We start from the raw sequence: 25,208 nt of genomic DNA, 5'->3' as shown, positions 1-25,208 counted from the left end.
CCGGCAGGATGCGTAAATAAACGGAAAGCGAAATGATAACTATTGCCAATAGTATCCGCGTTTATCACTAATGACAAACGACGCGCTTCCCGTTTACGCGTTCCCTGGCCCGGACGGGCTAGATAAGCTGACTGATATTCAGATCTTCCATCAGACGCTGATTATCCGAATAATCCACCGGGATGGCGATGACCGCCGGTCCCTGCGTATCCATAGCCTGTCGTAGCTTACTGACCAGCTCGTCTTCCGACTCGACCGCAAATCCCGTTGCGCCGAAGGCATCCGCATACACTTTAAAATCGATCGGACCGAATTTGACGCCGGAAGCGCGGTGGTATTTCTTCTGCTCCTGAATTTCCACCATGTTGTAGGCGTTATCCACCCAGATAATATGCAACAGGTTGCTCTTCAGGCGCACGGCGGTTTCCAGTTCCATGCTGGACTGCATAAACCCGCCGTCGCCTGAAACCGAAATCACCTTCTGATGAGGGTGAATCAGCGACGTGGCGATCGCCCAGGGCAAAGCCACACCCATGGTTTGCTGACCGTTGGTCATCAGCACCTGCCGCGCGCGGAAGCTGTACAGATAGCGCGCCAGCCAGATATGAAAGCTGCCCATATCGACGCACAGCGTGACGTCCTGGTTGACGATGTCCTGCATCGCCCTGACCAGCCGCAGCGGATGAATGGCGAATCCCCGCATGTCCATGCCGCGCATCGCCAGATCGCGGCGTTGCTGGCAACGGTCGCGCAAAATAGCCTGCGTTTGCGCCGACATCGATAGCGGCGAAACAATGCACTGGGTCAGCGCATCAATGGTTTCGGCGATATTGCCCACCAGTTCCACATCCGGCAGATAGGCGCTGTCGATATTGGCCGGCAGCACATCAATGTGTACCAGCTTCGCTTTGCCGCTGTTCCACAATACCGGATCGTATTCCACCGGACTGTAGCCGACCGTAATAATCAGGTCGGCCTGTTGCAGCAGCTTGTCGCCCGTCTGATTATTAAACAGCCCGACGCGCCCGGCGAAGTGGTCAAAATGCCGCTGATCGACGGCGCCGGCGGCCTGATACGTGCTGGTGACCGGCAGTTGGCTTTTATGCAGCAAACGACGCAATGCCTCGGCAGCTTTAGGCTGACTCGCCATCAACCCCAGCAGCAGAATAGGATTTTTAGCCTGTTGGATCAGCCGGGCGACATTTTCGATATCCGCTTGAGGCGCGCCGTTCATCGGCGGCAGCGTCGGACGAACCAGCACGGCGCTGGTGACCGGATCGTTGACGATATCCTGCGGCAAGCTGATGAAAGAAGCGCCGGGATGCCCCATCTCCGCCGCCCGGAATGCATTCGCCAGCACTTCGGAAATCGCGGACGACGCCTTGACTTCCGCGCTAAACTTGGTGACCGGCTGAAACAGACTGACGGTATCCAGGCTTTGGTGCGTCAGCTTAAGACTTTCCGAAAGTTTAACCGCGCCGCCCATCGCCACCACGGGGTCGCCTTCCGTCGTCGCCGTCGCTAATCCCGTCACCAGGTTGCAGCAGCCCGGCCCGGACGTCACCAGCGTCACGCCCGCTTTGCCCGTCAAGCGCCCGATGGCCGCCGCCATAAACGCGCCGTTGGCTTCATGCCGTACCGGGATCATTTCAATCGGCGAATCCTCCAGCGCATCAAAAACGCGATCGATTTTCGCGCCCGGAATGCCAAATACGTATTGAACGCCCTGTTGTTCCAAATGTTTCACAATCAGGGATGCTCCACAGTTCCAGTGCTGTAGAGCCGTTGAATGTTCCATTGTCTCACTCCTGTGCTTTGTTCTTACTTAGCCTTCCACTGACTGGATAGCGCTATCGAGGTTCTCGGGTGACAAGTCAGCGCTGAGAAAATCTCGATCCTGTGGCAAATCGATAATCAGTTTAGAGATCACCCCAAAGGTTAAAACGCCGCTTTCTATTTTATAATCAAGTACATGACCGCCGCCTTCACGATTATCGGTAATAAAATGTTCGTGATAGCCGGCAACGTTGATGCCCTGCGTATAAGCCGGGCTGCGAAAGCCGATGATACTTCCCCGACAGGATTCAAAATGGAACTTCGGCTGCTGGGCTATCGCCTCCAGCATCGGTTTATAAGGTCGCGTCTGGCGCGGAACGGTGCGGGTTTCAACGTAATCGAAATGCCCGTCGACCCTCAGCGCGCAGAACAGATTATCCGTACCGACAAGGGCATCAATCTTCTGATGAAGACTGTGGCGATCGATGCGGCTGCTGAAATGAATCTCTTCCGTCGGACGGAAAAATGTCATTACCGCGAATGGCGTCTTCTGGTGCGGCTCGGCGGCCCGTGCGCTGCCGTCGGCGCGCAGTTGGAAAATGCGGCTGTTAAACGCCACCAATTCGCCGTCCAGATAGTTAAATGTGCCTAATCCAAAATCGCCATGCTCCAGCAATTCGGCCATCGTCCGGCTACCTTCATAGACGCCATTTATCAATCCACTCATTAAAGATGTTTGATAGATAACGCAATCAGGATGGTGCGCCTGATGGTTAATAGCATAGGATGCGATCTCTTCCGCACAAGAGTTGACGCCGATATCTTCTTTCATATGCTTTCTCTTTCGACTGTTCATACTTAAATTTTTCTAATTCATGTTTAAAGATTGCGTGAATATCGTGAAAGTTCCAATATACAAAGATCGTCATTTCAAGATCTAAAAGATATGGAGTCGCATTGATGGAGTTTCGTTACCTGCGCTATTTTGTCGCCGTCGCCGAGGCCAGGCATTTCACCCGGGCTGCGGAAAAGCTGGGCATCTCGCAGCCTCCCCTGAGTCAGCAAATCAAAAAGCTCGAAAATGAAATAGGCACGCCGTTATTCAAAAGGCTTACGCGGGGCGTTGAAATGACGGAAGCGGGAAAAATGTTGTATGAAGATGCCTGTCAGATCCTGAAACTGACGGATACGGCCGTTGACCGGGCCAGAAGCATTGCCAGAGGAGAAGAGGGGAACTTCAACGTCGGCTTTTCCGCCTCATCCTCCTTCCACCCTACCGTGCTACAGCTTTTGCATGCCTACCGCCAGCGATATCCGCATGTATCATTAAACCCGCGACAGGAAAATACCCCGAATCTGATCACCGCCCTTCACAACCGGAATATCGACGCCGCTTTTCTCCGCCTGCCGTGCGATGTCAGCAGCGAATTAAACCGCGAGGCATTGCTCGAAGAACCTATGACGCTGGTGTTGCCCGCCGATCATCCGCTGCATGACAAGCGCCATATCCAGCTAAGCGAACTGAAACAGAATCCGCTGATTATGTTTCCGCGGGAGGTTTGTCCGGTTCTGCACGACATGATTCTGCGTACCTGCTATTTATCAGGCTACGAGCCCAAATTGAGCCAGGAGGCGCCGCAGTTAACGGCCACCATCGGCATGGTGTCGGCCGGCTTCGGCATTACCATTATCCCCAAATCCCTGTCCTGCATCAGGATGAATGGCGTGTCGTACCATAATATAGACGACGCCGGCCTGAACACGCAGATCACCCTGGTTTGGCGCCAGCACGAACACTCGCACATCGTCATGAATATGGTGCAACTATTGCGAAGTCATCTCCGGGAAAAACCCGCCCGCGCCGCTGTTCCCCGCTGACCAGGTCTCGCCCTCGCCAAAAAACTGACAATCAGCACAGATTCTTATATGATATTAATTATCATTATCATGCATGGCGAACATAAAATGCTGACCGCGATGATTACCGCCTGTGGTTTATGGGGCGTGAGCTGGTGTATGGGAAAACATCTGTCGAGCGCCTGGGGCGTGTTGTTGCCCTGCGCCATCATGCCGTTGCTGGCCGTGCTGGATATTAATCTGCTGCATCTGAAAGTGATTATCGCCGTCGCGCTGCTGGCGACGCTAGTGATGCTGCTTCACCGTCGCTTACGACCTTACTTGCTGTTGCCGTCCTGCGTGGCGCTGGCCGGCGGACTGGCGGCGTTGTCCGTGATGTTTAAGATTACGTTGGGATAAAACGATATAACAAAGAAAGGAGCCAGGGAAAGGCGTGGTGCGAAGAGAGGGACTTGAACCCTCACGCCCGTTAAGGCACTAACACCTGAAGCTAGCGCGTCTACCAATTCCGCCACCTTCGCACAGATAAAGCTACGTCTACCGCTATGAATTTATATCGCCGCATGGTGCGAAGAGAGGGACTTGAACCCTCACGTCCGTTAAGACACTAACACCTGAAGCTAGCGCGTCTACCAATTCCGCCACCTTCGCAGTAATGCCGTGCGATACAAATTATCATGCCACACATCAAACCGGCGTGAAACACGATTGTGGTGATGTTGGTGCGAAGAGAGGGACTTGAACCCTCACGCCCGTTAAGGCACTAACACCTGAAGCTAGCGCGTCTACCAATTCCGCCACCTTCGCAATCCAGCAACATTGCCAAGCAATGCCACCACGGGGGCGAATTCTAGAGGTTTTAGCGTCAAGGTCAATGATTATTTCCTCTGAAATGCGGGGTTTGCTGCAAAATTCATCACCTTCAGGATGACGATGGCCGGATAAAGCGTTCATTCAACCATTCGATAAATACCCGGATGCGCGGAGCAAGGAAACGTCCCGGCGGATACATCACATACAGCGACATATCCGGCGGCGGCGTATCCTTAAGAATTTCAACCAGTTCGCCGCTGTCCAGCCAGCGCCGCAAGCTGTGACGCGGCGCCTGAATCAGCCCGAACCCAGCGCGGCAGGCCGCAACGTAGGCATCGGCCCCGTTCACCTCCAGCTTGCCGGGCAGCATAGGCGTGACGCGCTCGCCGTTATGCATAAACTCCAGCGGATAGCGCCGCCCGGTGCGCAATGAAAAGTAGCCCACCGCCTGATGCGCGGCCAGATCGTCCAACGACCGGGGCATGCCGAACTCGGCAAGATAAGCGGCAGACACGCAGGTCGCCTGCGGCATCGACGGTAAATGCCGGGTCGCCAGCGAATCATCCTCTATCCTCCAGGCGCGCAGTACGCAATCTACTCCCTCGCGCAGCACGTTAATAGCCGAATCGTTGGCGCTCAGCGACAGAGTAATGCGCGGATAACGCCGGTAAAACTCGCCCAGCGCCGGGATCACCACCTCACGCGCCAGCGAATGCGGCATATCCACCCGCACATTCCCCGCGGGCTGCTGCCGCTGATGGCTAAAGAGCGCATCCGTTTCTTCAATTTCCGCCAACAGTTGGATACAGCGCTGATAATAAATCTCGCCTTCCGCGGTGATCTGTACCTGACGGGTGGTTCTCTGCAACAGACGGACGCCCAGACGGGATTCCAGCTGTTTGATGGTGTGGCTGACCGTCGCGCGCGGCAGAGACAGCATTTCGGCCGCGCGGCTGAAGCTGCCCAGCTCCGCAATGCGGACAAAGACGCGCATCGCCTGAATCTGGTCCATCACGCCTCCATTGTTGTGAATTTTTGAATAGTGTTGCATGAAATGCGTTATTTATCTTTATCTGATAAACAACCACACTCATCTTGCTTTCCAAACCAACATGAGGATGACAGGATGCAACAACGTCAACTAGGCCTGAACGGCCCAACGGTTTCCGCGCTTGGGCTGGGCTGCATGGGTATGAGCGACTTTTATTTCACCGCGCAGGATGAAAAAGAATCCATCGCTACCCTGCACCGCGCGCTGGAACTCGGCATCACGCTGCTGGATACCGCCGACATGTACGGCCCCTACACCAATGAGCAACTGGTCGGCAAGGCCATCAAGGGCAAGCGTGACCAGGTGTTTCTCGCCACCAAATTCGGCATCGTGCGCAACCCGGACAACCACGTCGAACGCGGCGTCTGCGGGAAACCGGAATATATTCGCCGCGCCATTGAAGGCAGCCTGCAACGGCTGGGCGTAGAAGAAATCGACCTTTACTATCAACACCGCATCGATCCGACGGTGCCGATAGAAGAGAGCGTCGGCGCGCTGGCCGATTTGGTCAAGGAAGGGAAAATTCGCTATATCGGCCTGAGCGAGGCCTCCGCGCAAACGCTTGAACGCGCGCACAAGGTGCATCCCATCACCGCCTTGCAGAGCGAATACTCGCTGTGGACGCGTGACGTGGAAAGCGAAATCCTGCCCGCCTGCCGACGTCTCGGCGTAGGTTTCGTGCCTTACAGCCCGCTAGGCCGCGGTTTTCTGACCGGCGCCATCCGCAGCCCGGACGATCTGGCCGCCGACGATTTCCGCCGCGATAATCCGCGCTTCGCAGGGGAAAACTTCGCCAAAAATCTGCAACTGGTCGAGAAGGTCAATCAGTTGGCCGCGCAAAAAGGCGTCGCCCCGTCGCAGCTGGCGCTGGCCTGGGTGCTGGCGCAGGGCGAACACATTGTGCCGATTCCGGGAACCAAACGACGCCGCTATCTGGAGGAAAACGTCGCCGCGCTGGATGTCACGCTGACGGCGGACGATCTGGCGGCGATTGAAACCATCTTTCCCTTCAATGCCGCAGCGGGAGAACGTTACGGCACAGAAGGCATGGCGACGATCAACCGCTAAGCTCTCGCCCCGCCATCGCCGCCACATCGCGATATCCGCACGCGTCGCCGCCAGTCCTTAGCGACGACCTTTGCCGGCCGTGCGCGGCGGGCGGCCTACGGTCGCCTGATAGACCTTGAATCGCCCCGTCTGCGCCAGCACCTCATGGCTGCCGAACGCCGCATCCAGCAGCGCCGGATAAGGCAGAAACGCATTGGCGACAATGCGTAACCGGCCGCCGATCGGCAGGTGGGCCACCGCGCCGCGGATCAGCATCTCCGCCGCCTGTAGGCTGGTTTGCAACCCATCGTGGAACGGCGGGTTGGAGACGATCAGATCAAAACGGCCGTTAATCTCCGAGTAAACGTTGCTGGCGATAACCTCGCCTGCCAACTGATTCGCGGCCAGCGTCGCCCGGCTGGAGGCCAGCGCGCCGGCGCTGACGTCGCTGAGCGTCAGACGGATTTTAGGCGACTGCTTCGCCAGCACCGCCGCCAGTACGCCGGCGCCGCAGGCGACATCCAGCACTTTACCTTTCATATGCGGCTCAAAGGTCGAAAGCAATAACTGGCTGCCCGGATCCAGTCCGTCGCGACTGAACACGCCGGGCAGCGCCTTCACGATGACGCCATCGATAGCATACTCTTCCCACCAGTCGTCAAGATTAAAGGCGGTCTGTTTTTCAATCCGACCGTGGTATAACCCGCAGCGTCGGGCGCCGTCGATTTTGGTCAGCGGCGCGACATCGGCCAGCATAGCCTCCGCGCTGCGCACGCCGCTGCGGTTCTCGCCCACCACAAAGATTTCACTGCCGACCGGCATCAGCGACAACAGGTTGAACAGTTGGAACTCGGCTTCCTGCTTACTCTTCGGCCAGTAGTAAATCAGCGTGTCGCAATCCGCCGCCAGCTCGGCATCCGCCACCAGACCATACTGCACGTTGTCCTTCAGCACGCCTTTCAACTGCTGCCAGTGGTGAAACTGCGTGGCATGGACACGAACATCAGACGCTTCAAACTCCGCGGGCAAGGTGTCTTGTAAATCACCGGCAAACAGTACCCGGCGTGGGATAAATTCGTCGCTATGGCGCAGTATGACTTCACTGGCTGGGGTTAATGCAGACATCAGGCTGAGGCTCCTTAATAATTGAGCGGGGATTATAGTGCTTTGTTGGCGCATGTTCGATGAGTTTGCTAGCATATGCCCAATAGATTTCAAGATGCGGGAAGGCGGCCAGCGCACCTGCGCAACTTGAAAGATGAAGGGCATAGCCCGGCATAATCGCGTTCCAGACAGGGTAAAGCATGACATCAAGACGTGACTGGCTGCTACAGCAACTGGGCATTACACAGTGGACCCTGAAGCGCCCGGCCGTATTGCAGGGCGAAATCGCCGTCAGTCTGCCTGAGCAGGTTCGCCTGATCATCGTGTCGGCCGAACCGCTGGCCGCCGACGAACCGCTGCTGGCCGATGTCCTGCGCAGTCTGGCGCTGACGCCCGATCAAGCCTACAGCCTGACGCCGCAACAGGTCGAAATGCTTCCCGCCGCCGCCCGCTGCCCTAGCTGGCGATTAGGCATCGACGAACCGCTTGCGCTGGAAGGCGTCCAATTCACCAGCCCGGCCTTAACCGAGCTATACCATAACGCCGACGCCAAACGGGCGCTCTGGCGGCAGATCTGTGAACATGAACGAGATATCCCCCCTGATACCGGCCGATCTGGCGCAAGCCTGCCAGATTGAACAAGCCAGCCACGCGTTTCCCTGGAGCGAAAAAACCTTTGCCGGCAACCAGGGCGAGCGTTACTTCAACCTCAAGCTGAGCCGCGACGGGCAGATGGTGGCTTACGCCATTACGCAAACGGTGCTGGATGAAGCCACGCTGTTCAATCTGGCCGTACATCCGAACTACCAGCGCAACGGCCACGGACGCGCGCTGCTGGAGCATCTGATTCAGGAACTGGAAAAACGCGCCATCCTCACGCTGTGGCTGGAGGTGCGCGCCTCGAACCAACCGGCGATCGCGCTGTATGAAAGCCTGGGTTTTAATGAGGTATCGCTACGGCGCGACTACTACCCCGCCGCCGCCGGCCGCGAAGACGCCGTTATTATGGCGCTGCCGCTGGGATAACGGTTTAGCGCCTCCCCTTGCGAAGGGCTGTCTCTTATACACAAATACGGGAGTGCTGACGGGTTTGGTTGTTACGCGGCGTAAAAAATTATGCAGCGGTGGACTTGGCCGCCGAGTGAGCCGCATGGATGCGGCGAAAGCCAGTGCCGCGTCGGGAACGCGTCACTGGCGGCTCGAATAGCGGTCAAGAACACCGATGGCACCGCGCAGCGGCATAATTTAGCCGCAAGCCCAGGTTCATAGGGGGCTGGCGCTTGAGCCCCCTATGTCGGGCGCGTGCTACGACGTAGCATGGAAATGGCGGCATTGTGGCGCACGAAACTGCCTCTGAGTCCGCATAAAAATGTGACTAAGAGACAGTGCGAAGGGGGAGGCTGGGAGGGGTGGCGACGATTTAGAAATCAATCGACATCGACAGCTTCAACGAACGCGGGTCGCCCTGGTAAAGATAGGTGCCGGAATCGTCGACGGAAGCCCAGTAGTTCTCATTGGTGACGTTTTCGATATTGGCGCGCCAGGTCAGCGTCTGCTCGTTCAGCGGCATGCTGTAGCGCACGCCGAGATCCAGCCGCGTCCAGGGTTTCAGCTTCAGGGAGTTATCCTGTTTGACATATTGCGAACCGGAGCGGATCACCGTTCCCGTCGCCGTCAGCCCTTCCACCGGTTTGATATCGTATTCCGCGCCGAACACCAACTGGTAGCGCGGCACGCCGGGTACATCATTACCGTCGTTGCCGCCGTCCTGCGTTTTAATCTGCTGCGCCGCGATCCAGGTGGCGCTGCCGTTCAGGCGCAGGCCGAACGTCGGTTCGCCGAAGACGTTCAGCTCCATCCCGCGATGGCGGCGCTCGCCGTACAGGCCGTAGGTCATGCTGGCGCGATCGACGGATTCGTATGGCCGCTTGATTTCGAATAGCGCCAGCGATCCGCCTACGCGTTGGTAGTCAAACTTGACGCCGACCTCATTCTGTTTGGCGACATAGATGCCGGTAACGTTCCCGCCGTTAACCACCGGTAAACCGTCAAATGAGGACGGCGCGGTTTTTCCTGGCGACAGCGCCTCGATATGGTTGGCGTACAATGAAATATGTTGCCACGGTTTAACCACCAGACCATAAGCGGGAGTGACCTTCATGCTGTTGAATACGCTGCTTTCGATGCCGTTGTTAGTATAATTGCGCACCATGATCTCCTGGCGACGCAGGCCCAACGTCAGCGCGACCTTATCATCCAGCACGGATAGGGTATCGGAAATCGCCAGCCCGGTGCTTCTCACGCGCGCGCTCACTTTCGGATCGCGCAGATCGCCGCCCGAGCTGGCCGCCGGCGGGGAGTCGATATGGCCGGGACGATAAATATTGGTGGCGCGGGATGATGAGTAATCCCAGGCGGTGCGCGCTTTGGTATAGACGCCGGAATAGCCCAGATTGACGTTATGCTTGATAAAACCGGTATCAAACTGCCCGCGCAGACCCAACATGCCGGAGAACGCGTCGCGAATGAAGGGTACATACATGCGGGAAATAGTGGCGTTGCCGTTATCGTCGGTTAACCTCGGCGCGCCGTAATTCCCTTCTTCATCGGCGCGGCTGCCGCCGACCCCGGAATAAATCGTCCAGTTATCGGCCACGTCATATTCGCCGCGCCACATGCCGAAGGTGGTTTTCAGATCGGTATAAACCCAACTGGGGTTATAGTTCAGCGTGGCGTCCGGCGCCTCCGGGATGCGGGTGGCGCTGCCGATCCCGACGCCGATGCGCCCGCCATGCACAGACTGATGCTGGTAGCCGGCGTCCAGCGAGGTGCGGAAACGATCGCCGCGATAATCCAGCCCGACGGAGGCCAGCGACATGCGCTCTTTCTGGTCGTGAATGGCGCTTTCCCCTTCGCGATGCAACACATTTGCGCGTACGCCGAACTCATTGTTATCGCCAAAACGCCGGCCGATATCCAACGCGCCGCCCACCTTGCCTTCGGGTTCATAGTCAACGGTCGCGCGCGTCAGCGCATCATCGGCGGCGTGCTTCGGCTCCACGTTGACCGAACCGCCGACGCCGCTGCCTACGCCGCCGCCGGACACGCCGTTGACAAAGGCATTGGCGCCCTTAAACACTTCCACCCGCTCGATCATATTGGTGGAGACCATCTGGCGCGGCATCACGCCGTACAGGCCGCCGAAGGTGATATCGTCGCCGTCCAGCACAAAGCCGCGAATGCGGTACTGTTCGGCAAAATTGCCATACCCTTTCAGGCTTTGGATCGAGGCGTCGTTCTTCACGACGTCGGCCAGCGTTTCCGCCTGCTGCGAAAGAATCATCTTATCGGTATAGCTGATAACGTTGAACGGCACATCGCGCGCGTTTTGCTGCCCCAGGAACCCTACCCGCCCGCCATTGGCGATTTGGCCGTCCAGATAGGCGGGAACCAGCTCATCGCCGCCGGAACGGAAATTATCCTCCGGCTGGGCGATAACCGTAATGGTGTCTTTACTGCCTGATGCGCCGGGCTGCGCCGCGGCGGCGGAAGTCTGCGCCGCCAGCGGCATGGCGACGACGCCGACCGCCGCGCCGATCAGCAATGCAAGCAGCGTCGGCGCGCTGCGGGGAATGACCGCCTGTTGGGATATCGCTGAAATTGTCATGAAGGGTTCCGGGAAAGTTAAATATAAATAATAACTATTTGCTTTCGTGATTATGCGAGTGATTCCCGTTATTGCAAGCAGGATAATAATTTCAATGCAAACTTTTTATCTGGATCAACTTTCTGCATAAACGGGGGGCGATAAAACCCGGTAAAATGAGCCGTGGCCTCGGGTGGAAAAGTCCGCCGTTAAGCTTCTCAGCGCCATCGGCTTGAAACAAAAATCATTCTCAATTAAAATTGAGATACAGATCTCATTTCTCCTTGCCGGTTCGCTTTCAGGTTATTGACATGTCATCAGTCCCTATTGATACCGCAGCAGATATCAATCAGCTCTATCACCAGCATCATGGCTGGTTGCAGGGGCTGTTGCGCAAACGTCTGGGCGACTTTTGCGATGCGGCCGATCTGGCGCAGGATGTTTTTTTACGCCTGTTGATCAAACCGCGGCAATTCGACAGTCATGCCGGCGCGCGCGCCTACCTGAGCGTGATGGCGCAAGGGATGTGCGTAGATTTATGGCGCAGACGGGAAATTGAGCGCGTCTGGCTGAGCTCGCTGGCTAATCAGCCGGAAATCGTCGCGCTCTCGGCCGAATACAACAACATCATCCTCGAAACGCTGTATCAGGTGGACGCCATGCTGCGCTCGCTGCCGGAAAAAGTGCGCGCCGCCTTTGTGATGGCGCAGATTCAGGGGCTGACCTATCGGAATATCGCCGCGCAGCTCGGCGTTTCCGAGCGGATGGTGAAAAAATACATGGCGCAGGCCATGCTGCACTGCGTGCTGCTGGAAGCGGAGCTGGAAGGCATCACGCCGGAAAACAATGAGTAAACCCGGTTTCATCGCCTTACAACAGGCATCGCAATGGTACGCCCGGTTGCTTGATCTTGCGCCCGACGATGAACAGCACCGTCACTGGCGGCGCTGGCTGGAGGAGAGCGAGGAAAATCGCCTCGCCTGGGAGTACGTGCGGAAAGTCAGCCAGCGCTTTCAGCCCTTACGCGGCGATACTCGGCAACCGGCCATCAGCGCCCTGCTGCGCCAACCGGCTGAAGTTAATCGTCGCGCCGCCCTCAAGCTGATGGCTTTCCTGGGCGTCGGTTCGCTTTTATCCTGGGCAACCTACCGCCACACGCCGCTGCACGAAACGCTGCTGGCGATAACCGCGGATCACCACAGCGCCACCGGTGAAATCAAATACCTCAGGCTACAGGACGGCACGCAGATCTGGCTGAATACCGCCAGCGCCATCGACATCCACTACGACAATCAACGCCGCCGGATTGCGCTGCTGGCGGGCGACGTATTGATTGAAACCGCCCATGACGAGCGCCCGTTTTTTGTTTCCAGCGCTCAGGGACAAATGCAGGCGCTGGGTACCCGCTTCGGCGTCGAGCAGCGCGCTGCGGCCACGCGCCTTACCGTTTATCAAGGCGCGGTTGAAGTCACCGCGCGCGACGGGCATGTCTCGCGCCGGGTGAATGCCGGCCAACAGTTGAACTTCGATCTTCAGGGTCAGGGATCGTTGCTGCCCCACCGACAAACCGACGCCAGTTGGTCGAAAGGTCTGCTACAGGCGGATAACATGCCGCTGGGCGAGGTTATCGAGCAACTTTCGCGCTACCGACACGGCTATCTGGCATGCCAACCGGACATTGCGGCGCTAAGGGTGATGGGTACCTTCCCACTGACGGATACGGATAAAGCCCTGGCGATGCTGGCGCAAACCTTCCCCGTTCGCATCAACCGCCGCTTTGCCTGGTGGGTAACGGTCGAGAGGAAATAAGAAACCTTCAACATCGCTTGCGGCGGCCCAAAGGGTGACGGGAAATAAAAAAAATTATCATTTCGGTTCCCCTTTTGGTCTTGTCCTTCGATTCACAGTAAAAGCACTCTTTTTTCACTCTGGGTCAGAAGGCTGGATCACTATGTCAATCACACCATATTTCTCCCGGCGCGGCGCAGGCCGGACGCCCAAAACCATCGCCGTCGCCATACGGATTCTGCTGTGCGGCGCGCCTTTACTCATCTCTCCCGGCATGGCGCGGGCGGATGTACAGACGCCGCACGCCTACGCCATCCCGGCGGGTTCGCTGAACGCTCAGTTAAACCAGTTCGCCGCTCAGTCCGGCGTCTATCTGGTCGGCGATGCCGCTCTGGCGAGCGGGAAAAGCGGCGCGGCGTTACAGGGGAATTATGGCGTGGAGGACGGATTCCGCGCCCTGCTGGCCGGCAGCGGCCTACAGGCGGTGCGGCAGTCGGATAATACCTATATCTTGCAGCAAGCGCCAAAGAGCGACGAAATGCTGGTGATCGCCAACATCAACCAGAACGGCATGACGGAAGGCACCCGCTCTTACACCACGCGCAGCATGAATACCGCCACGCAGTTGAATCTGTCGCCGCGCGAAACGCCGCAGTCGGTCAGCGTGGTCACCCGCCAGCGCATGGACGATCAGAATATGACCACGCTGGACGAGGCGATGAGCCAGACCACCGGGGTCAATGTGGTGAATGAAAGCTCTTATCAGACCAAATTCCAGTCGCGCGGTTTTACCATGGATAATGTTAAAGAAGATGGCGCCAGTTCATCTTTCCAAAACAGCGTATCCGGTATGGGCTTCTCTGAAGCATCCAGCGAATCGCCCGATTTGGCGATTTACGATCGCGTGGAAATCCTGCGCGGCGCGTCCGGTCTGACCCAGGGCAACGGAGAACCAGGCGGCACCGTCAATCTGGTGCGCAAAAAACCCACCTATGATTTTCACGCTTCCGGCAGCGTCGGCGCCGGCAGTTGGGACAATTACCGTAGCGAAATGGACATTTCCGGCCCGCTCAATGACGATGCCAGCCTGCGCGGACGCATTGTCGGGGTGTATCAGGATAAACAGAGTTTCGTCGATTATGTCGACAGCGAACGCAAAGTGCTGTTCGGTACGCTGGCCTGGGATATGACGCCCAACACCACGCTTACCGCCGGGATTAACTGGCAAAAAACCGCTACCGTTCCCGATCTCTACGGCTTGCCGCTCTCCACCAACTACGCCAGTCTGAAGCTGCCCCGCTCAACATTCCTGGGGGCCAGTTGGAACCGCATCACCTTTGAAAAGATCAATCCCTTCGCCGAAATCGAACATACTTTTGATAATGACTGGACGTTAAAAAGCGCGCTGAATTACAGCAGGTCTACCTCTGAAGGAAAATTCATCGGGATATTCGGCAACGGTATCAACGGGGTGGACGGCAGCGGCAGCGCAAAGCTGAATAACGGCATCCAACGGGATAACCAGTCAGACCAATGGGGCTATAACCTGAGCCTGAGCGGTCCGTTTGAGCTGTTGGGACGTAACCACGAGTTGGTATTGGGCGGCGATTATCAGAAAGAAAACTTTGATAATCTGTTTGGTAGAATAACTACGTCACCCTATAGCGATAATGTCAATATTTTTCAATGGAATCCCAGCTCACTGGCTGAACCTGACTGGTCGGATTATACCCGTCGCTACCAGTACGATATCTATCAACGCGCCCTGTTCGCCACCACCCGGCTGGAACTGGCCGACGACTGGAAGCTGATCCTCGGCAGCCGCTACAGCGCGTTCAGCTACGATATGTACAATACCAACCGCGCCACCGGCAATACGACCCATCCCAGCAGCTACAAAGTTCGCGATAAACTCATTCCTTACGCGGGTCTGCTGTGGGATTTCGCCGACAATTACACCTGGTACGCCAGCTACAGCGATATCTACAAGCCGCAGGAATACACCGACCGCAACAAGGCGCTGCTACCGGCCGTATCGGGTAAAAACTACGAAACCGGGATTAAAGGTGAATTTTTTGATGGCGACCTGAACGCGTCTATCGCGCTGTACCGTATTATTCAAGCCAACCGCGCCGTGGCGGACACCAATTGCCCTGACGGTGATGCTTGCTATCGTCCCGAAGGGAAAGTACGCAGTCAGGGGGTCGAACTGGAAGTTTCGGGCAAACTGGCTGAAGGCTGGCAGTTATTTACCGGCTATACGCTCACCAATACCAAGTATCTGGAAGGGAAAGAGAGCGATCGCGGGCAAACCTATAGCCCGTATACCCCGCAGCATATGTTTAAACTCTATAGCAGCTATAACCTGCCTGGGACACTGAATCAGTGGACCGTCGGCGCAGGTCTGACCGCGCAAACCGATACCAATACCACCTACAATGTCTATCAGGGCGGCTACACGCTGGTTAACGCCAATATCACCTATCAGTACAGTAAAAACCTCAGCTTTAATCTGGTGGGCAATAACCTGACCGACAAGGTCTATTACAAAACCCTGAACAACCGCCACCGCGGGGCTTACAACTACTATGGCGATCCCCGCAACTTTATGCTGACGGCGAAATACACCTTCTGATTGCCGATGCTTATTCACCGACAGAACGCGGCCCGTGAAAGCGGGCCGCGGGTTTGATTCAGATGCAAACACTAAAACGCTTTTATCAGTTAATCGCCCCATTCTGGTTTACCCGCCGCGCCGCTTTTAGCTGGCTGCTGCTGCTGATCATTATCACGCTGAAGCTGTCGGTCGTGTGGGTCAGCGTGCTGTATAACAACTGGAGCAAAGACTTTTTCGATGCGCTGGCGGACTATTTTCAAAACGCCTCCATCCTGTCGCTCGCCGTGCGCTACGGCAGCTATACCGCCCTGTTTGTGCTGGTCATCGTCTGCAATAACTGGCTGAAAAAAAAGCTGATCATTCATTGCCGCATTGAAATGACGCAAAAATTCGAACGGGCCTGGCTGAATCACAGCGGCCACTACCGGCTCAGCCTGCGCGGCGAACCGGATAACCCCGATCAGCGTATCGCCGAAGATATCCGACTGCTGATTGAACAGAGCCTGGAACTGCTGCTTTCTCTGCTGCAAAACATCGCCTACTTTTTTTCCTTTATCGTTATCCTGTGGCGACTGTCCGGCGTACAGACCTTCAATATCGGCGGCCACAGCGTGACCATTTATGGTTATCTGGTGTGGATCGCGCTGGGTTATGCGATCGTCAGCAGCATTATCGCTCATGTTCTCGGACACCGTCTGCACGGGCTGAACATGGAAAAACAGCGCGCCGAGGCCGATTACCGCGCCACGCTGCTGCGGGTGCGCGAGAATAGCGAGCAAATCGCCCTCTATCAGGGGGAAGCCGCCGAGCGAACGCGCATGCAGCAACGCTTTCAATCGATAGTGGCCAACTGGCGCAGTCTGATGAGCCAGGAGTTCCGCCTGGAATCCTTTATCACCAGCTATTTTCGTATCGGCCTGATGATCCCGGTATTCGCCGTGTTGCCGGTCTACCTGACGCACCAGATCACGCTGGGCGCGATCATGCAGGCCAGAACCGCATTTGGCTATGTGCTGGACGCCTTCGGCTGGTTTGTCGACTCCTACCGCCAGTTGGTGGCCTGGTCCGCCACCGTTGAGCGCCTGTGGACCTTTCAGCACAGCCTGTCTCAGTTGCCGGCGTTACACAGACCATCCCGACAGGGCGATGACTTGCGTATTTCCGCGCTCAGCGTACGCCATCCAGACGGAACGCCGCTGTTCGCCCCGCTAAGCGCTCACCTGAAAAAGGGAGAATGGGGCGTACTGACGGCAGCCAGCGGCAGCGGGAAAACTACCTTGCTGCGCGCGCTGGCGGGATTTCGGCCCGACATGCAGGGAGAATACCGGCTACCGGCGGGCAAGACGCTGTTTCTGCCGCAGAAGCCTTATCTGCCGGAAGATACGCTGCGTCGGGCGCTGTGTTATCCGCAGTCGGACGCGCCGGAGACGGAATCATTACGTCTGGCGTTGCAACAGGTGGGGCTGACGTCGCTGATCGACAGGCTGGATGAAACCACCCATTGGGGTCGGGAGCTATCCGGCGGCGAACAGCAGCGTTTATCGCTGGCGCGCGCATTACTGCTGCGCCCCGCGCTGTTATGTATGGACGAAGCCACCAGTCAGTTGGACGACGACGCCGCCATTCAACTGCTGACCCGACTAAGAGAAACGCTGCCGCAGGCCATTGTCCTGGCGGTGAGCCACCAGCCGGCGGTCAGCGCCCTGTTCGAGCATTCGCTGCCCATGACGAACGGGCAAAGCACGCCACTATAGCGGAGAGTGCGCCGCAGACGCCAACCGCCGTCGGCGCGGATACGCTGTAAGCGGCCGCAAATGCGGCGTCAGGCATCAGCGGTCAAGGCTCTTTTATTCACCATGCCTTTCCCCTCCGTCATGCCCGCGAAGGCGGGCATCAGTCAAAGGCTATTCACGGTTTCAGTAACTGATCCCCGCCTACTGCCGCGGGGATGACGAAGGTGGGGACCGCGGGGATGACGGAGATGGGGCCGCGGGGATGACGGAGGTGGGGGCCGCGGGGATGCCGGCGCAGGCCGGCACCCCCATCAGGAGAGAGAAATCTTACTCGCTATCGCCCAGCAGAACGGACTCCAGCGCTATTTCGATCATCTCGTTAAACGTGGTCTGGCGTTCTTCGGCGGTGGTTTGTTCGCCGGTGCGGATATGGTCGGAGACGGTGCAAATCGCCAGCGCTTTGGCGCCGAACTCGGCCGCCACGCCATAGATGCCGGCGGCTTCCATCTCCACGCCCAGAATGCCGTACTTTTCCATCACGTCGAACATTTGCGGGTCCGGCGTATAGAACAGATCGGCCGAGAAAAGGTTACCGACGCGCACGTTTACGCCGTGAGATTTCGCCGCATCAACGGCGTTGCGCACCATGTCGAAATCCGCGATGGCGGCATAATCGTGGTCTTTGAAACGCAGGCGGTTCACTTTGGAATCCGTGCTGGCGCCCATGCCTATCACGACGTCACGCAGTTTTACATCGGTACGCACGGCGCCGCATGACCCCACGCGAATGATCTTTTTCACGCCGAACTCGGTGATCAGCTCTTTCGCATAGATGGAGCAGGAAGGGATCCCCATGCCGTGGCCCATCACCGAAATCTTGCGGCCTTTATAAGTGCCGGTAAATCCCAGCATGCCGCGCACATTGTTCACTTCACGCGCATTTTCCAGAAAGGTTTCGGCAATATATTTTGCCCGCAGCGGATCGCCCGGCATCAGTACGACATCCGCAAAATCACCCAGTTCCGCATTAATATGTGGCGTAGCCATGCTTGTGTTCCTTATCAATCAGCCTAATACAAATCGCGTTCAGATAAACGCAAAGTTAAAAACAGGTCGCGTCCGGCGCGACGTAAATCAGCGATCGTTTGACCCTACTCAACCCCGGCCCTCCCCTTAGCAGGGGAGGCCGGGCGGGGGTTCGCAGTAAACGTATTACAATATCGGCTTGCCGTAATCCATCGCCGACAAGTCAAAATACTTCGCCACCGTCTGACCGATATCCGCGAACGTATCGCGGTGTCCATAGGAGCCGGGCTTCACTTTCGGCCCATAGATCAATACCGGGACGTTCTCACGGGTATGGTCGGTGCCGTGCCAGGTCGGATCGCAGCCGTGGTCGGCGGTCAGGATCAGGATATCATCCCCCGTCACGCGCGAAAGCATCTCCGGCAGGCGGCGATCGAACAATTCCAGCGCGGCGGCATATCCCGCCACATCGCGACGATGGCCGTAGGATGAGTCAAAATCGACGAAATTGGTAAACACGATGGTGTTATCCCCCGCGTTATCCATTTCTTGCAGCGTAGCGTCGAACAGCGCGTCAATACCGGTGGCTTTCACTTTCCGGGTAATGCCGACCTGCGCGTAAATATCGGCAATCTTGCCGACCGATACCACGTCGCCGCCCTGTTCTTCCACCAGCTTTTTCAGGATGGTCGGCGCAGGCGGCTCAACGGCCAGATCGTGCCGGTTGCCGGTACGCTGAAAGTCGCCCGGTTTATCGCCGACAAACGGACGGGCGATCACCCGGCCGATATTGTAACCGCCCTCAGTCAGCTCTTCGCGCGCAATCTCACACAGTTCGTAGAGCTTCTCCAGACCGAACGTTTCTTCGTGACAGGCGATCTGGAACACGGAATCGGCGGAGGTGTAGAAAATCGGCTTGCCGGTTTTCATGTGCTCTTCACCCAGCTTGTCCAGAATCACCGTGCCGGAAGAGTGGCAGTTGCCCAGATAGCCCGGCAGATTGGCGCGTTTCACCAGCTTATCCAGCAATTCCTGTGGAAAGCTGTTTTCTTCATCCTTGAAATAGCCCCAGTCGAACAGCACCGGCACGCCGGCGATTTCCCAGTGACCGGACGGGGTATCCTTGCCTGAGGAAATTTCGCTGGCGTACGCGTAGGCGCCGATAATATCAGCCTGCGGATCCAGCCCCGCAGGAAAAGTCCCGGTTGATTCCTCAGCCGCTTTTCCCAGCCCCAAACGGCTCAGGTTCGGCAAATGCAGCGCGCCCTTACGACCTTGATCGGCTTTTCCCGCCGCACAAGCCTGCGCAATATGGCCTAACGTATCTGAGCCGACATCGCCAAAGCGTTCCGCATCGGCGCTGCTGCCGATACCGAAGGAGTCAAGTACCATAATATAGGCACGTTTCATCGTTCATCTCCTGCATTATTACTCACGGCAGGCTCAGCCCGCCGGCGTTGAAATAGTAGAATCGTCAGCGCTCATGCGACGATAAATAATCGGTGTTTTTTGCGCCGGCGTCTCGCCCAGCGCAATCGCGGCCCGCACCTCGTTCGCCGCCCGTTGCCATTGGGCTTCGGTATTGGCGTGGATCACCGCCAGCGGCCGCTGGCCGTCGACGCGCTCCCCCAGACTGACCATCTCGTCGATGCCCACGCTGTGATCAATGTTGTCGCCGGCCTGACGGCGGCCGCCGCCCAACGCTACCACCGCCATGCCCAAGGCGCGGGTGTCCATCGCGGCGACGATGCCGTCATATTCGGCAAAAACCGGCTTGCTTAACATGGCGGCCGGTAAATAACGCGCATGATGCTCGACAAAATCGGCCGGGCCACGCTGCGCCGCCACCATCCGGCCAAACAGCTCCGCCGCCTTGCCGTTATCCAGCACCGCTTGCAGTCGGTTGCACGCATCGGCGGCGGAGTCCGCCAGACCGCCCGACAACAGCATTTCTTCGCACAGCGCCATCGTCACTTCATACAGCCGCGGGTTACGCCGCTCCCCGGTAAGGAAACGCACGGCCTCGCGCACTTCCAGCGCATTGCCGGCGCTGGAAGCCAGCACCTGATTCATATCGGTCAGCAGCGCGCTGGTGCGGCAACCCGCATGATTGGCGACCCCGACGATCGCCTGCGCCAATTGCTCCGAAAGCGCATAGGTCGGCATAAAGGCGCCGGAGCCCACCTTAACGTCCATCACCAGCGCATCAAGCCCTTCAGCCAGTTTTTTCGCCAGAATCGAGGCGGTGATCAGCGGTATCGAATCCACGGTGGCGGTAATGTCCCGCGTGGCGTAAATCCGCTTATCCGCCGGCGCCAGCGAGTTGGTCTGGCCGATAATCGCTACGCCGACGCGTTGAATAATCTGCCGGAACGTCTCGTCGTCCGGGAAGATATCCAGTCCGGGTATCGACTCCAGCTTATCCAGCGTACCGCCGGTGTGGCCCAATCCCCGACCGGAAATCATCGGCACATATCCGCCGCAGGCGGCGACCATCGGCCCCAGCATCAGCGAGGTCACATCGCCTACGCCGCCGGTCGAGTGTTTATCCACCAGCGGGCCGTTCAGGTTAAGGCTCTTCCAGTTCAGCACCGTGCCGGAATCACGCATCGCCAGCGTCAGGGAAACGCGCTCCGCCATCGACATATCATGAAAGTAGATGGTCATCGCCAGCGCGGCGATTTGCCCTTCAGATACCGAATTATCGCGGACGCCGTTAACGAAAAAGCGTATTTCCTCATCGCTCAACGGCATGCCGTCACGCTTCTTACGAATGATTTCCTGAATCAGAAACAAAGCATGCTCTCCTGTCGAGTGAATAAGAGCGGGTCATGTCTTAAGCCGTTATCTCTCTCGGTTCGGGATAACCCTACCGGGTATTTGAACACGCCATATCGACTCATTTTGCGTCATTATTCACACTTAATGTAAAAGCAATGTAACCACGCGGCATTATATGTGATTTTCGTCACGTTAATTAACTATTCTCGGTTTATTCCATGCGTTAATCATAGACCCAATGGATTTCAAAAGGCGCGAATCGCCGCGCGCAGTCCACCGCCGGGAAGCAGGCGCGCGGGAAATCTGCTTCAACTGAAGCGCCATGCGCCGTAAAATGAGCCGACCTTAACCTGTAACGAGTGCGCCGATGCCGATGAATGACTCCCTCCCCGTGCCTTGCTGGTATCTGTATATGTTGCGCACCACAACCGGCATGCTCTATACGGGAATTACCACCGATGTGGCTCGGCGCCTACTTCAGCATCAATCGGGAAAAGGGGCGAAAGCGCTGCGGGGAAAGGGAGAACTGGCGCTGGTGTTTCAGTATCAGGCAGGCGATCGTTCAAGCGCGCTAAGGCTGGAGTATCGCATTAAGCAGTTGAGCAAGCGCCAAAAAGAAAGGCTGGTACAAGACCAGCCCACGTCGTTATTGGATACGATCTTCAGAGGCGATTAAAAGGATCGGCATATTCGACCCGCCCGCTCGCGCCCTCGAAATGATTGTCCGCCAGCGGGTAAACCTGGAAAGCGGCGGCGCCTTGCGGCCAACGGCAATGCAACTGATATTCAGACGCGGGCACAAAACCAAAGCGGGAATAATAGGCGGGATCGCCCAATACCACGACAGCGGTGTAACCGAACTCATTCAGCGCGTCCAATCCTTCATACACCAGTTGCTGACCAATTCCCTGTCGACGCAGACTTTCCTCCACGGCTAACGGCGCGAGTCCGACCCACTGGCGATCTTCCCCTTCAATCAGCACCGGACTGAACGCGGCGTAACCGATCACGCCGCCTTCATCATCCGTGGCGACGATCCCTAGCGTCAATTGCCCATCTTCACGCAGTTGATGAACCAGATCAGCTTCGGCCCCCGTCGAAAACGCCCGCCGCAACAGGCTGTCGATACCCGCGGCATCGACAGGTATTTCCACACGCACTAGCATGAAACGGGCGCGTGATCGGTAGATTGCTCCACGCCCTCTTGTAGCCCGGCTTCGACAAAATCAGCCAGTTGCAGCAATCCGATACGCAGCGGCGCCGGCATGGATTCCAGTTCAATGGCATCCATCAGGTTTTTGACGTACAGCCCAAGTTCGGTATCGCCTTCGATGCGCAAACGACGCTGGAAAAACAGCGTATCGGGATCTTCTTTACGCGCGGCGATCAGAATAAGATCGTTGGCGTCGGCGCTGAAGCTGACGTCCGCATTCTCGCGATCGCTCACCGCCAGCCGGTTATCACGCAATGTCATAAACCACTGCAAGCCGACATCCCGTACTTCAATTTTTAACCAACGGTCTTGCAGAAACTCCAGCTCACCCTCTTCCAGTGCCTGACGAAACTGCCACCTCAGCATTTGTTCCAGAACCTGACGCTGTAAAGCAAAAGGAGTGAACTTTAATGGCTTGCCCAATAAGCCCGGCCCTTGGCGCACAATCTGCGCCCGTAGTCTTTCCAACACTGGCGTACTCCTCTTAAAACAGTCTGATGGTTCAGACGATCCACAACTATTTTGCCACATCACAGGCAAGCGGCTGCGGTCTATGTCAATAATTTAGCCTGTTCTCCCGCTTTATCGCCAGCGTGGATGCAAAACCAACCTCTTCATTACACGATTAGCTGGTTTAAATCAAAGTCCAGCCTTATCAGGTTAATTAAGATCCTCTATCGTTAACAACATTCATTGACTGATAAAAAATCGCCGGAGCGATTTTCAACATCGCGCAGCGATGGCCCTCAGGGCGAGTCTCATGGATGAGACGAGTAAAAAATCTTATTGGTCCACCGACATCATTGATCATATCGGCGCCGTTACTCGTCCGATGGCTTTGATTAATGAAGGAAATTGTATGGAACTGCTTTGCCCCGCCGGAAACCTTCCGGCATTGAAAGCTGCTATCGATAATGGCGCGGACGCGGTCTACATCGGCCTGAAAGACGACACTAACGCACGCCATTTCGCCGGACTTAACTTTACCGACAAAAAACTTCAGGAAGCGCGCGATTATGTTCACCGCCACCGCCGCAAACTGCATATCGCCATCAATACTTTTGCGCATCCCGATGGTTACCAACGCTGGGAGCGCGCCGTGGATATGGCGGCGCAAATCGGCGCGGACGTCCTGATTCTGGCCGATCTGGCGATGCTGGAATATGCCGCGGAGCGCTATCCCCAGATTGAACGACACGTCTCGGTACAGGCGTCGGCCACCAATACCGAAGCGATTCATTTTTATCAGCGTAATTTCGACGTATCTCGAGTCGTGCTGCCGCGAGTGCTCTCCATTCATCAGGTAAAGCAACTGGCCCGCACCACCCCGGTTCCGCTGGAAGTCTTCGCTTTCGGCAGCCTGTGCATCATGGCGGAAGGCCGCTGCTACCTCTCCTCTTACCTGACCGGCGAATCGCCGAATACCGTGGGCGCCTGTTCGCCCGCGCGTTTTGTGCGCTGGCAGCAAACGGCGCAGGGCATGGAGTCCCGCCTGAATAATGTGTTGATCGACCGCTATCAGGATAATGAAAATGCCGGCTATCCGACGCTGTGCAAAGGCCGCTATCTGGTCGACGGCCAGCGCTACCACGCGCTTGAGGAACCCACCAGCCTCAACACCCTGGAACTGCTGCCCGAACTGCTGGCGGCGAATATCGCCTCGGTAAAAATCGAGGGACGCCAGCGCAGCCCCGCCTATGTCAGCCAGATCACCCGCGTCTGGCGGCAGGCGATTGACAAATGCATGTCCGATCCCGCCGCCTTCTCGCCCACCCGGGAATGGATGGATACCCTCGGCGCGGTGGCGGAAGGTACGCAAACCACGCTGGGCGCCTATCACCGTAAATGGCAATAGCAGGAGACAATATGAAATACGCATTGGGCGCCATCCTCTACTATTGGCCCAAAGACGAGATTGAAACGTTCTACCAGGCGGCCATGAACAGCAGCGCGGATATTGTGTATCTTGGCGAAACGGTATGCAGCAAGCGCCGTTCAATGAAAGTAAGCGACTGGTTGGCCGTCGCCCGACAGGTCGCCGACCATGGCAAACAGGTGGTTATCTCCACGCTGGCGCTGCTTCAGGCGCCATCGGAATTGAATGAGCTGAAGCGTTACGTCGAAAACGGCGACTTCCTGCTGGAAGCCAACGATCTCGGCGCCGTCAACATGGCCGCCGAACGCCGCTTGCCGTTCGTCGCCGGACATGCCCTCAATTGCTATAACGCCTATACGCTGCGCTTACTGCATAAGCAGGGCATGGCGCGTTGGTGTATGCCGGTGGAACTCTCCCGCGACTGGTTGCAGAACCTGCTGAACCAATGTGAAGAGCTTGGCTTTCGCAACCAGTTTGAAGTGGAAGTGCTGAGCTACGGCCACTTGCCGCTGGCCTATTCGGCGCGTTGTTTTACCGCGCGTTCGGAAAACCGCGCCAAGGATGAGTGCGAAACCTGCTGCATCCGCTATCCGCGGGGACGTAAAGTGCTATCCCAGGAAAATCAGCAGGTTTTTGTTCTCAACGGCATCCAGACCCAGAGCGGCTACTGTTATAACCTGGGTAACGAACTTGCCAATATGGCCGGTCTGGTGGATATCGTCCGTCTGTCGCCGTTGGGGATGGAAACGCTGGCGATGGTTGATGCCTTCCGGGCCAACGAACACGGCGAAGCGCCGCTGACGCTGGAGAAAAACGCCGACTGCAACGGTTACTGGCGACGCGTGCCGGGTCTGGAACTGGTGCAATAACGCGACGAGGC

General features: G+C 57.0%; 22 protein-coding genes and 3 tRNA genes. 12 read left to right on the top strand and 13 right to left on the bottom strand.

The window, feature by feature from the left end; genetic code table 11:
* Positions 1–118 precede the first annotated feature (118 nt).
* Both alsS and budA read right to left on the bottom strand, forming a co-directional pair.
* On the bottom strand, positions 119–1,798 hold the full coding sequence (gene alsS / locus ABRZ26_RS10365) for an acetolactate synthase AlsS (RefSeq protein WP_319604176.1): 1,680 nt from the start codon (positions 1,796–1,798) through the stop codon (positions 119–121).
* A 27-nt stretch (positions 1,799–1,825) separates the two neighbouring features.
* Entirely contained in the window at positions 1,826–2,608 is a 783-nt protein-coding gene (budA, locus tag ABRZ26_RS10360) for an acetolactate decarboxylase (protein WP_319604175.1), read from the bottom strand.
* 128 nt (positions 2,609–2,736) lie between these two features.
* Between budA and ABRZ26_RS10355 the strand changes: the two genes are divergently transcribed.
* Entirely contained in the window at positions 2,737–3,654 is a 918-nt protein-coding gene (locus ABRZ26_RS10355) for a LysR family transcriptional regulator (protein WP_319604174.1), read from the top strand.
* An 87-nt stretch (positions 3,655–3,741) separates the two neighbouring features.
* Positions 3,742–4,032, top strand: coding sequence for a DUF1435 domain-containing protein (locus tag ABRZ26_RS10350; protein ID WP_319604278.1), 291 nt, complete (start codon positions 3,742–3,744; stop codon positions 4,030–4,032).
* Between the two features lie 35 nt (positions 4,033–4,067).
* Here ABRZ26_RS10350 and ABRZ26_RS10345 read toward each other — a convergent pair.
* From ABRZ26_RS10345 to ABRZ26_RS10330, 4 genes are all read right to left on the bottom strand, one after another.
* Positions 4,068–4,154, bottom strand: a tRNA-Leu gene (locus ABRZ26_RS10345).
* Between the two features lie 43 nt (positions 4,155–4,197).
* Positions 4,198–4,284 (bottom strand) — tRNA-Leu (locus ABRZ26_RS10340).
* Between the two features lie 69 nt (positions 4,285–4,353).
* Positions 4,354–4,440 (bottom strand) — tRNA-Leu (locus ABRZ26_RS10335).
* A gap of 115 nt (positions 4,441–4,555) precedes the next feature.
* Positions 4,556–5,458, bottom strand: a complete 903-nt coding sequence (locus ABRZ26_RS10330; protein ID WP_319604173.1) for a LysR family transcriptional regulator — start codon at positions 5,456–5,458, stop codon at positions 4,556–4,558.
* Between the two features lie 114 nt (positions 5,459–5,572).
* Between ABRZ26_RS10330 and ABRZ26_RS10325 the strand changes: the two genes are divergently transcribed.
* A complete protein-coding gene (locus tag ABRZ26_RS10325; protein WP_319604172.1) occupies positions 5,573–6,565 on the top strand; it encodes an aldo/keto reductase in 993 nt (330 codons plus the stop codon).
* Between the two features lie 57 nt (positions 6,566–6,622).
* Here ABRZ26_RS10325 and rsmC read toward each other — a convergent pair whose 3' ends face one another.
* Positions 6,623–7,669 (bottom strand): 16S rRNA (guanine(1207)-N(2))-methyltransferase RsmC, encoded by a 1,047-nt coding sequence (rsmC, locus tag ABRZ26_RS10320; RefSeq protein WP_319604171.1) that lies wholly within the window; start codon positions 7,667–7,669, stop codon positions 6,623–6,625.
* A gap of 179 nt (positions 7,670–7,848) precedes the next feature.
* Here rsmC and ABRZ26_RS10315 point away from each other — a divergent pair, with 179 nt between their 5' ends.
* Both ABRZ26_RS10315 and rimI read left to right on the top strand, forming a co-directional pair.
* The gene (locus ABRZ26_RS10315; RefSeq protein ID WP_319604170.1) at positions 7,849–8,286 is read left to right on the top strand and encodes a DNA polymerase III subunit psi; all 438 of its coding nucleotides are present in this window, start codon (positions 7,849–7,851) and stop codon (positions 8,284–8,286) included.
* Entirely contained in the window at positions 8,231–8,674 is a 444-nt protein-coding gene (gene rimI, locus ABRZ26_RS10310) for a ribosomal protein S18-alanine N-acetyltransferase (protein WP_319604169.1), read from the top strand. Before ABRZ26_RS10315 ends, rimI begins: the two co-directional genes overlap by 56 nt.
* 394 nt (positions 8,675–9,068) lie before the next feature.
* Here rimI and ABRZ26_RS10305 read toward each other — a convergent pair whose 3' ends face one another.
* Positions 9,069–11,315 carry a TonB-dependent receptor gene (locus ABRZ26_RS10305; protein ID WP_319604168.1) on the bottom strand — a complete coding sequence of 749 codons (2,247 nt, stop codon included), beginning with the start codon at positions 11,313–11,315 and terminating at the stop codon, positions 9,069–9,071.
* A gap of 290 nt (positions 11,316–11,605) precedes the next feature.
* On the opposite strand from ABRZ26_RS10305, the gene ABRZ26_RS10300 reads away from it, so the two are divergent.
* The 4 genes from ABRZ26_RS10300 (at position 11,606) to ABRZ26_RS10285 (ending at position 17,453) form a co-directional block, all read left to right on the top strand.
* Positions 11,606–12,148: a sigma-70 family RNA polymerase sigma factor gene (locus tag ABRZ26_RS10300; RefSeq protein ID WP_319604167.1), complete on the top strand. Its 543-nt coding sequence runs from the start codon at positions 11,606–11,608 to the stop codon at positions 12,146–12,148.
* Positions 12,141–13,103 carry a FecR domain-containing protein gene (locus tag ABRZ26_RS10295; protein WP_319604166.1) on the top strand — a complete coding sequence of 321 codons (963 nt, stop codon included), beginning with the start codon at positions 12,141–12,143 and terminating at the stop codon, positions 13,101–13,103. The genes ABRZ26_RS10300 and ABRZ26_RS10295 overlap by 8 nt, the downstream gene beginning before the upstream one ends.
* Before the next feature lie 142 nt (positions 13,104–13,245).
* Positions 13,246–15,717, top strand: coding sequence for a TonB-dependent siderophore receptor (locus ABRZ26_RS10290; RefSeq protein ID WP_319604165.1), 2,472 nt, complete (start codon positions 13,246–13,248; stop codon positions 15,715–15,717).
* 62 nt (positions 15,718–15,779) lie between these two features.
* The gene (locus ABRZ26_RS10285) at positions 15,780–17,453 is read left to right on the top strand and encodes an ABC transporter ATP-binding protein/permease (protein WP_319604164.1); all 1,674 of its coding nucleotides are present in this window, start codon (positions 15,780–15,782) and stop codon (positions 17,451–17,453) included.
* Positions 17,454–17,759: 306 nt separating this feature from the next.
* On the opposite strand, the gene deoD is transcribed toward ABRZ26_RS10285, so the two are convergent.
* From deoD to deoA, 3 genes are all read right to left on the bottom strand, one after another.
* Positions 17,760–18,479 (bottom strand): purine-nucleoside phosphorylase, encoded by a 720-nt coding sequence (gene deoD / locus ABRZ26_RS10280; RefSeq protein WP_319604163.1) that lies wholly within the window; start codon positions 18,477–18,479, stop codon positions 17,760–17,762.
* Between the two features lie 165 nt (positions 18,480–18,644).
* Positions 18,645–19,868 carry a phosphopentomutase gene (gene deoB, locus ABRZ26_RS10275; RefSeq protein ID WP_319604162.1) on the bottom strand — a complete coding sequence of 408 codons (1,224 nt, stop codon included), beginning with the start codon at positions 19,866–19,868 and terminating at the stop codon, positions 18,645–18,647.
* A 33-nt stretch (positions 19,869–19,901) separates the two neighbouring features.
* Positions 19,902–21,254 carry a thymidine phosphorylase gene (gene deoA / locus ABRZ26_RS10270; protein ID WP_319604161.1) on the bottom strand — a complete coding sequence of 451 codons (1,353 nt, stop codon included), beginning with the start codon at positions 21,252–21,254 and terminating at the stop codon, positions 19,902–19,904.
* Between the two features lie 358 nt (positions 21,255–21,612).
* On the opposite strand from deoA, the gene ABRZ26_RS10265 reads away from it, so the two are divergent.
* Positions 21,613–21,915, top strand: coding sequence for a GIY-YIG nuclease family protein (locus ABRZ26_RS10265; RefSeq protein WP_319604277.1), 303 nt, complete (start codon positions 21,613–21,615; stop codon positions 21,913–21,915).
* On the opposite strand, the gene ABRZ26_RS10260 is transcribed toward ABRZ26_RS10265, so the two are convergent.
* Both ABRZ26_RS10260 and ubiT read right to left on the bottom strand, forming a co-directional pair.
* Positions 21,902–22,405: a GNAT family N-acetyltransferase gene (locus ABRZ26_RS10260; RefSeq protein WP_319604160.1), complete on the bottom strand. Its 504-nt coding sequence runs from the start codon at positions 22,403–22,405 to the stop codon at positions 21,902–21,904. The genes ABRZ26_RS10265 and ABRZ26_RS10260 overlap by 14 nt on opposite strands.
* Positions 22,399–22,923, bottom strand: a complete 525-nt coding sequence (gene ubiT / locus ABRZ26_RS10255; RefSeq protein ID WP_319604159.1) for a ubiquinone anaerobic biosynthesis accessory factor UbiT — start codon at positions 22,921–22,923, stop codon at positions 22,399–22,401. The genes ABRZ26_RS10260 and ubiT overlap by 7 nt, the downstream gene beginning before the upstream one ends.
* Positions 22,924–23,311: 388 nt before the next feature.
* Here ubiT and ubiU point away from each other — a divergent pair, with 388 nt between their 5' ends.
* Complete coding sequence (ubiU, locus tag ABRZ26_RS10250) at positions 23,312–24,307, top strand: ubiquinone anaerobic biosynthesis protein UbiU (protein WP_319604276.1); 996 nt, start codon at positions 23,312–23,314, stop codon at positions 24,305–24,307.
* A gap of 11 nt (positions 24,308–24,318) precedes the next feature.
* Entirely contained in the window at positions 24,319–25,197 is an 879-nt protein-coding gene (locus tag ABRZ26_RS10245) for a U32 family peptidase (protein WP_319604158.1), read from the top strand.
* Positions 25,198–25,208 lie beyond the last annotated feature (11 nt).

The sequence above is a fragment of the Brenneria sp. L4-2C genome (assembly GCF_040240335.1).
GTDB lineage: Bacteria > Pseudomonadota > Gammaproteobacteria > Enterobacterales > Enterobacteriaceae > Brenneria.
Note: the sequence above shows the minus strand (reverse complement) of the source record. Positions and strands in the feature narration are given on the sequence as shown.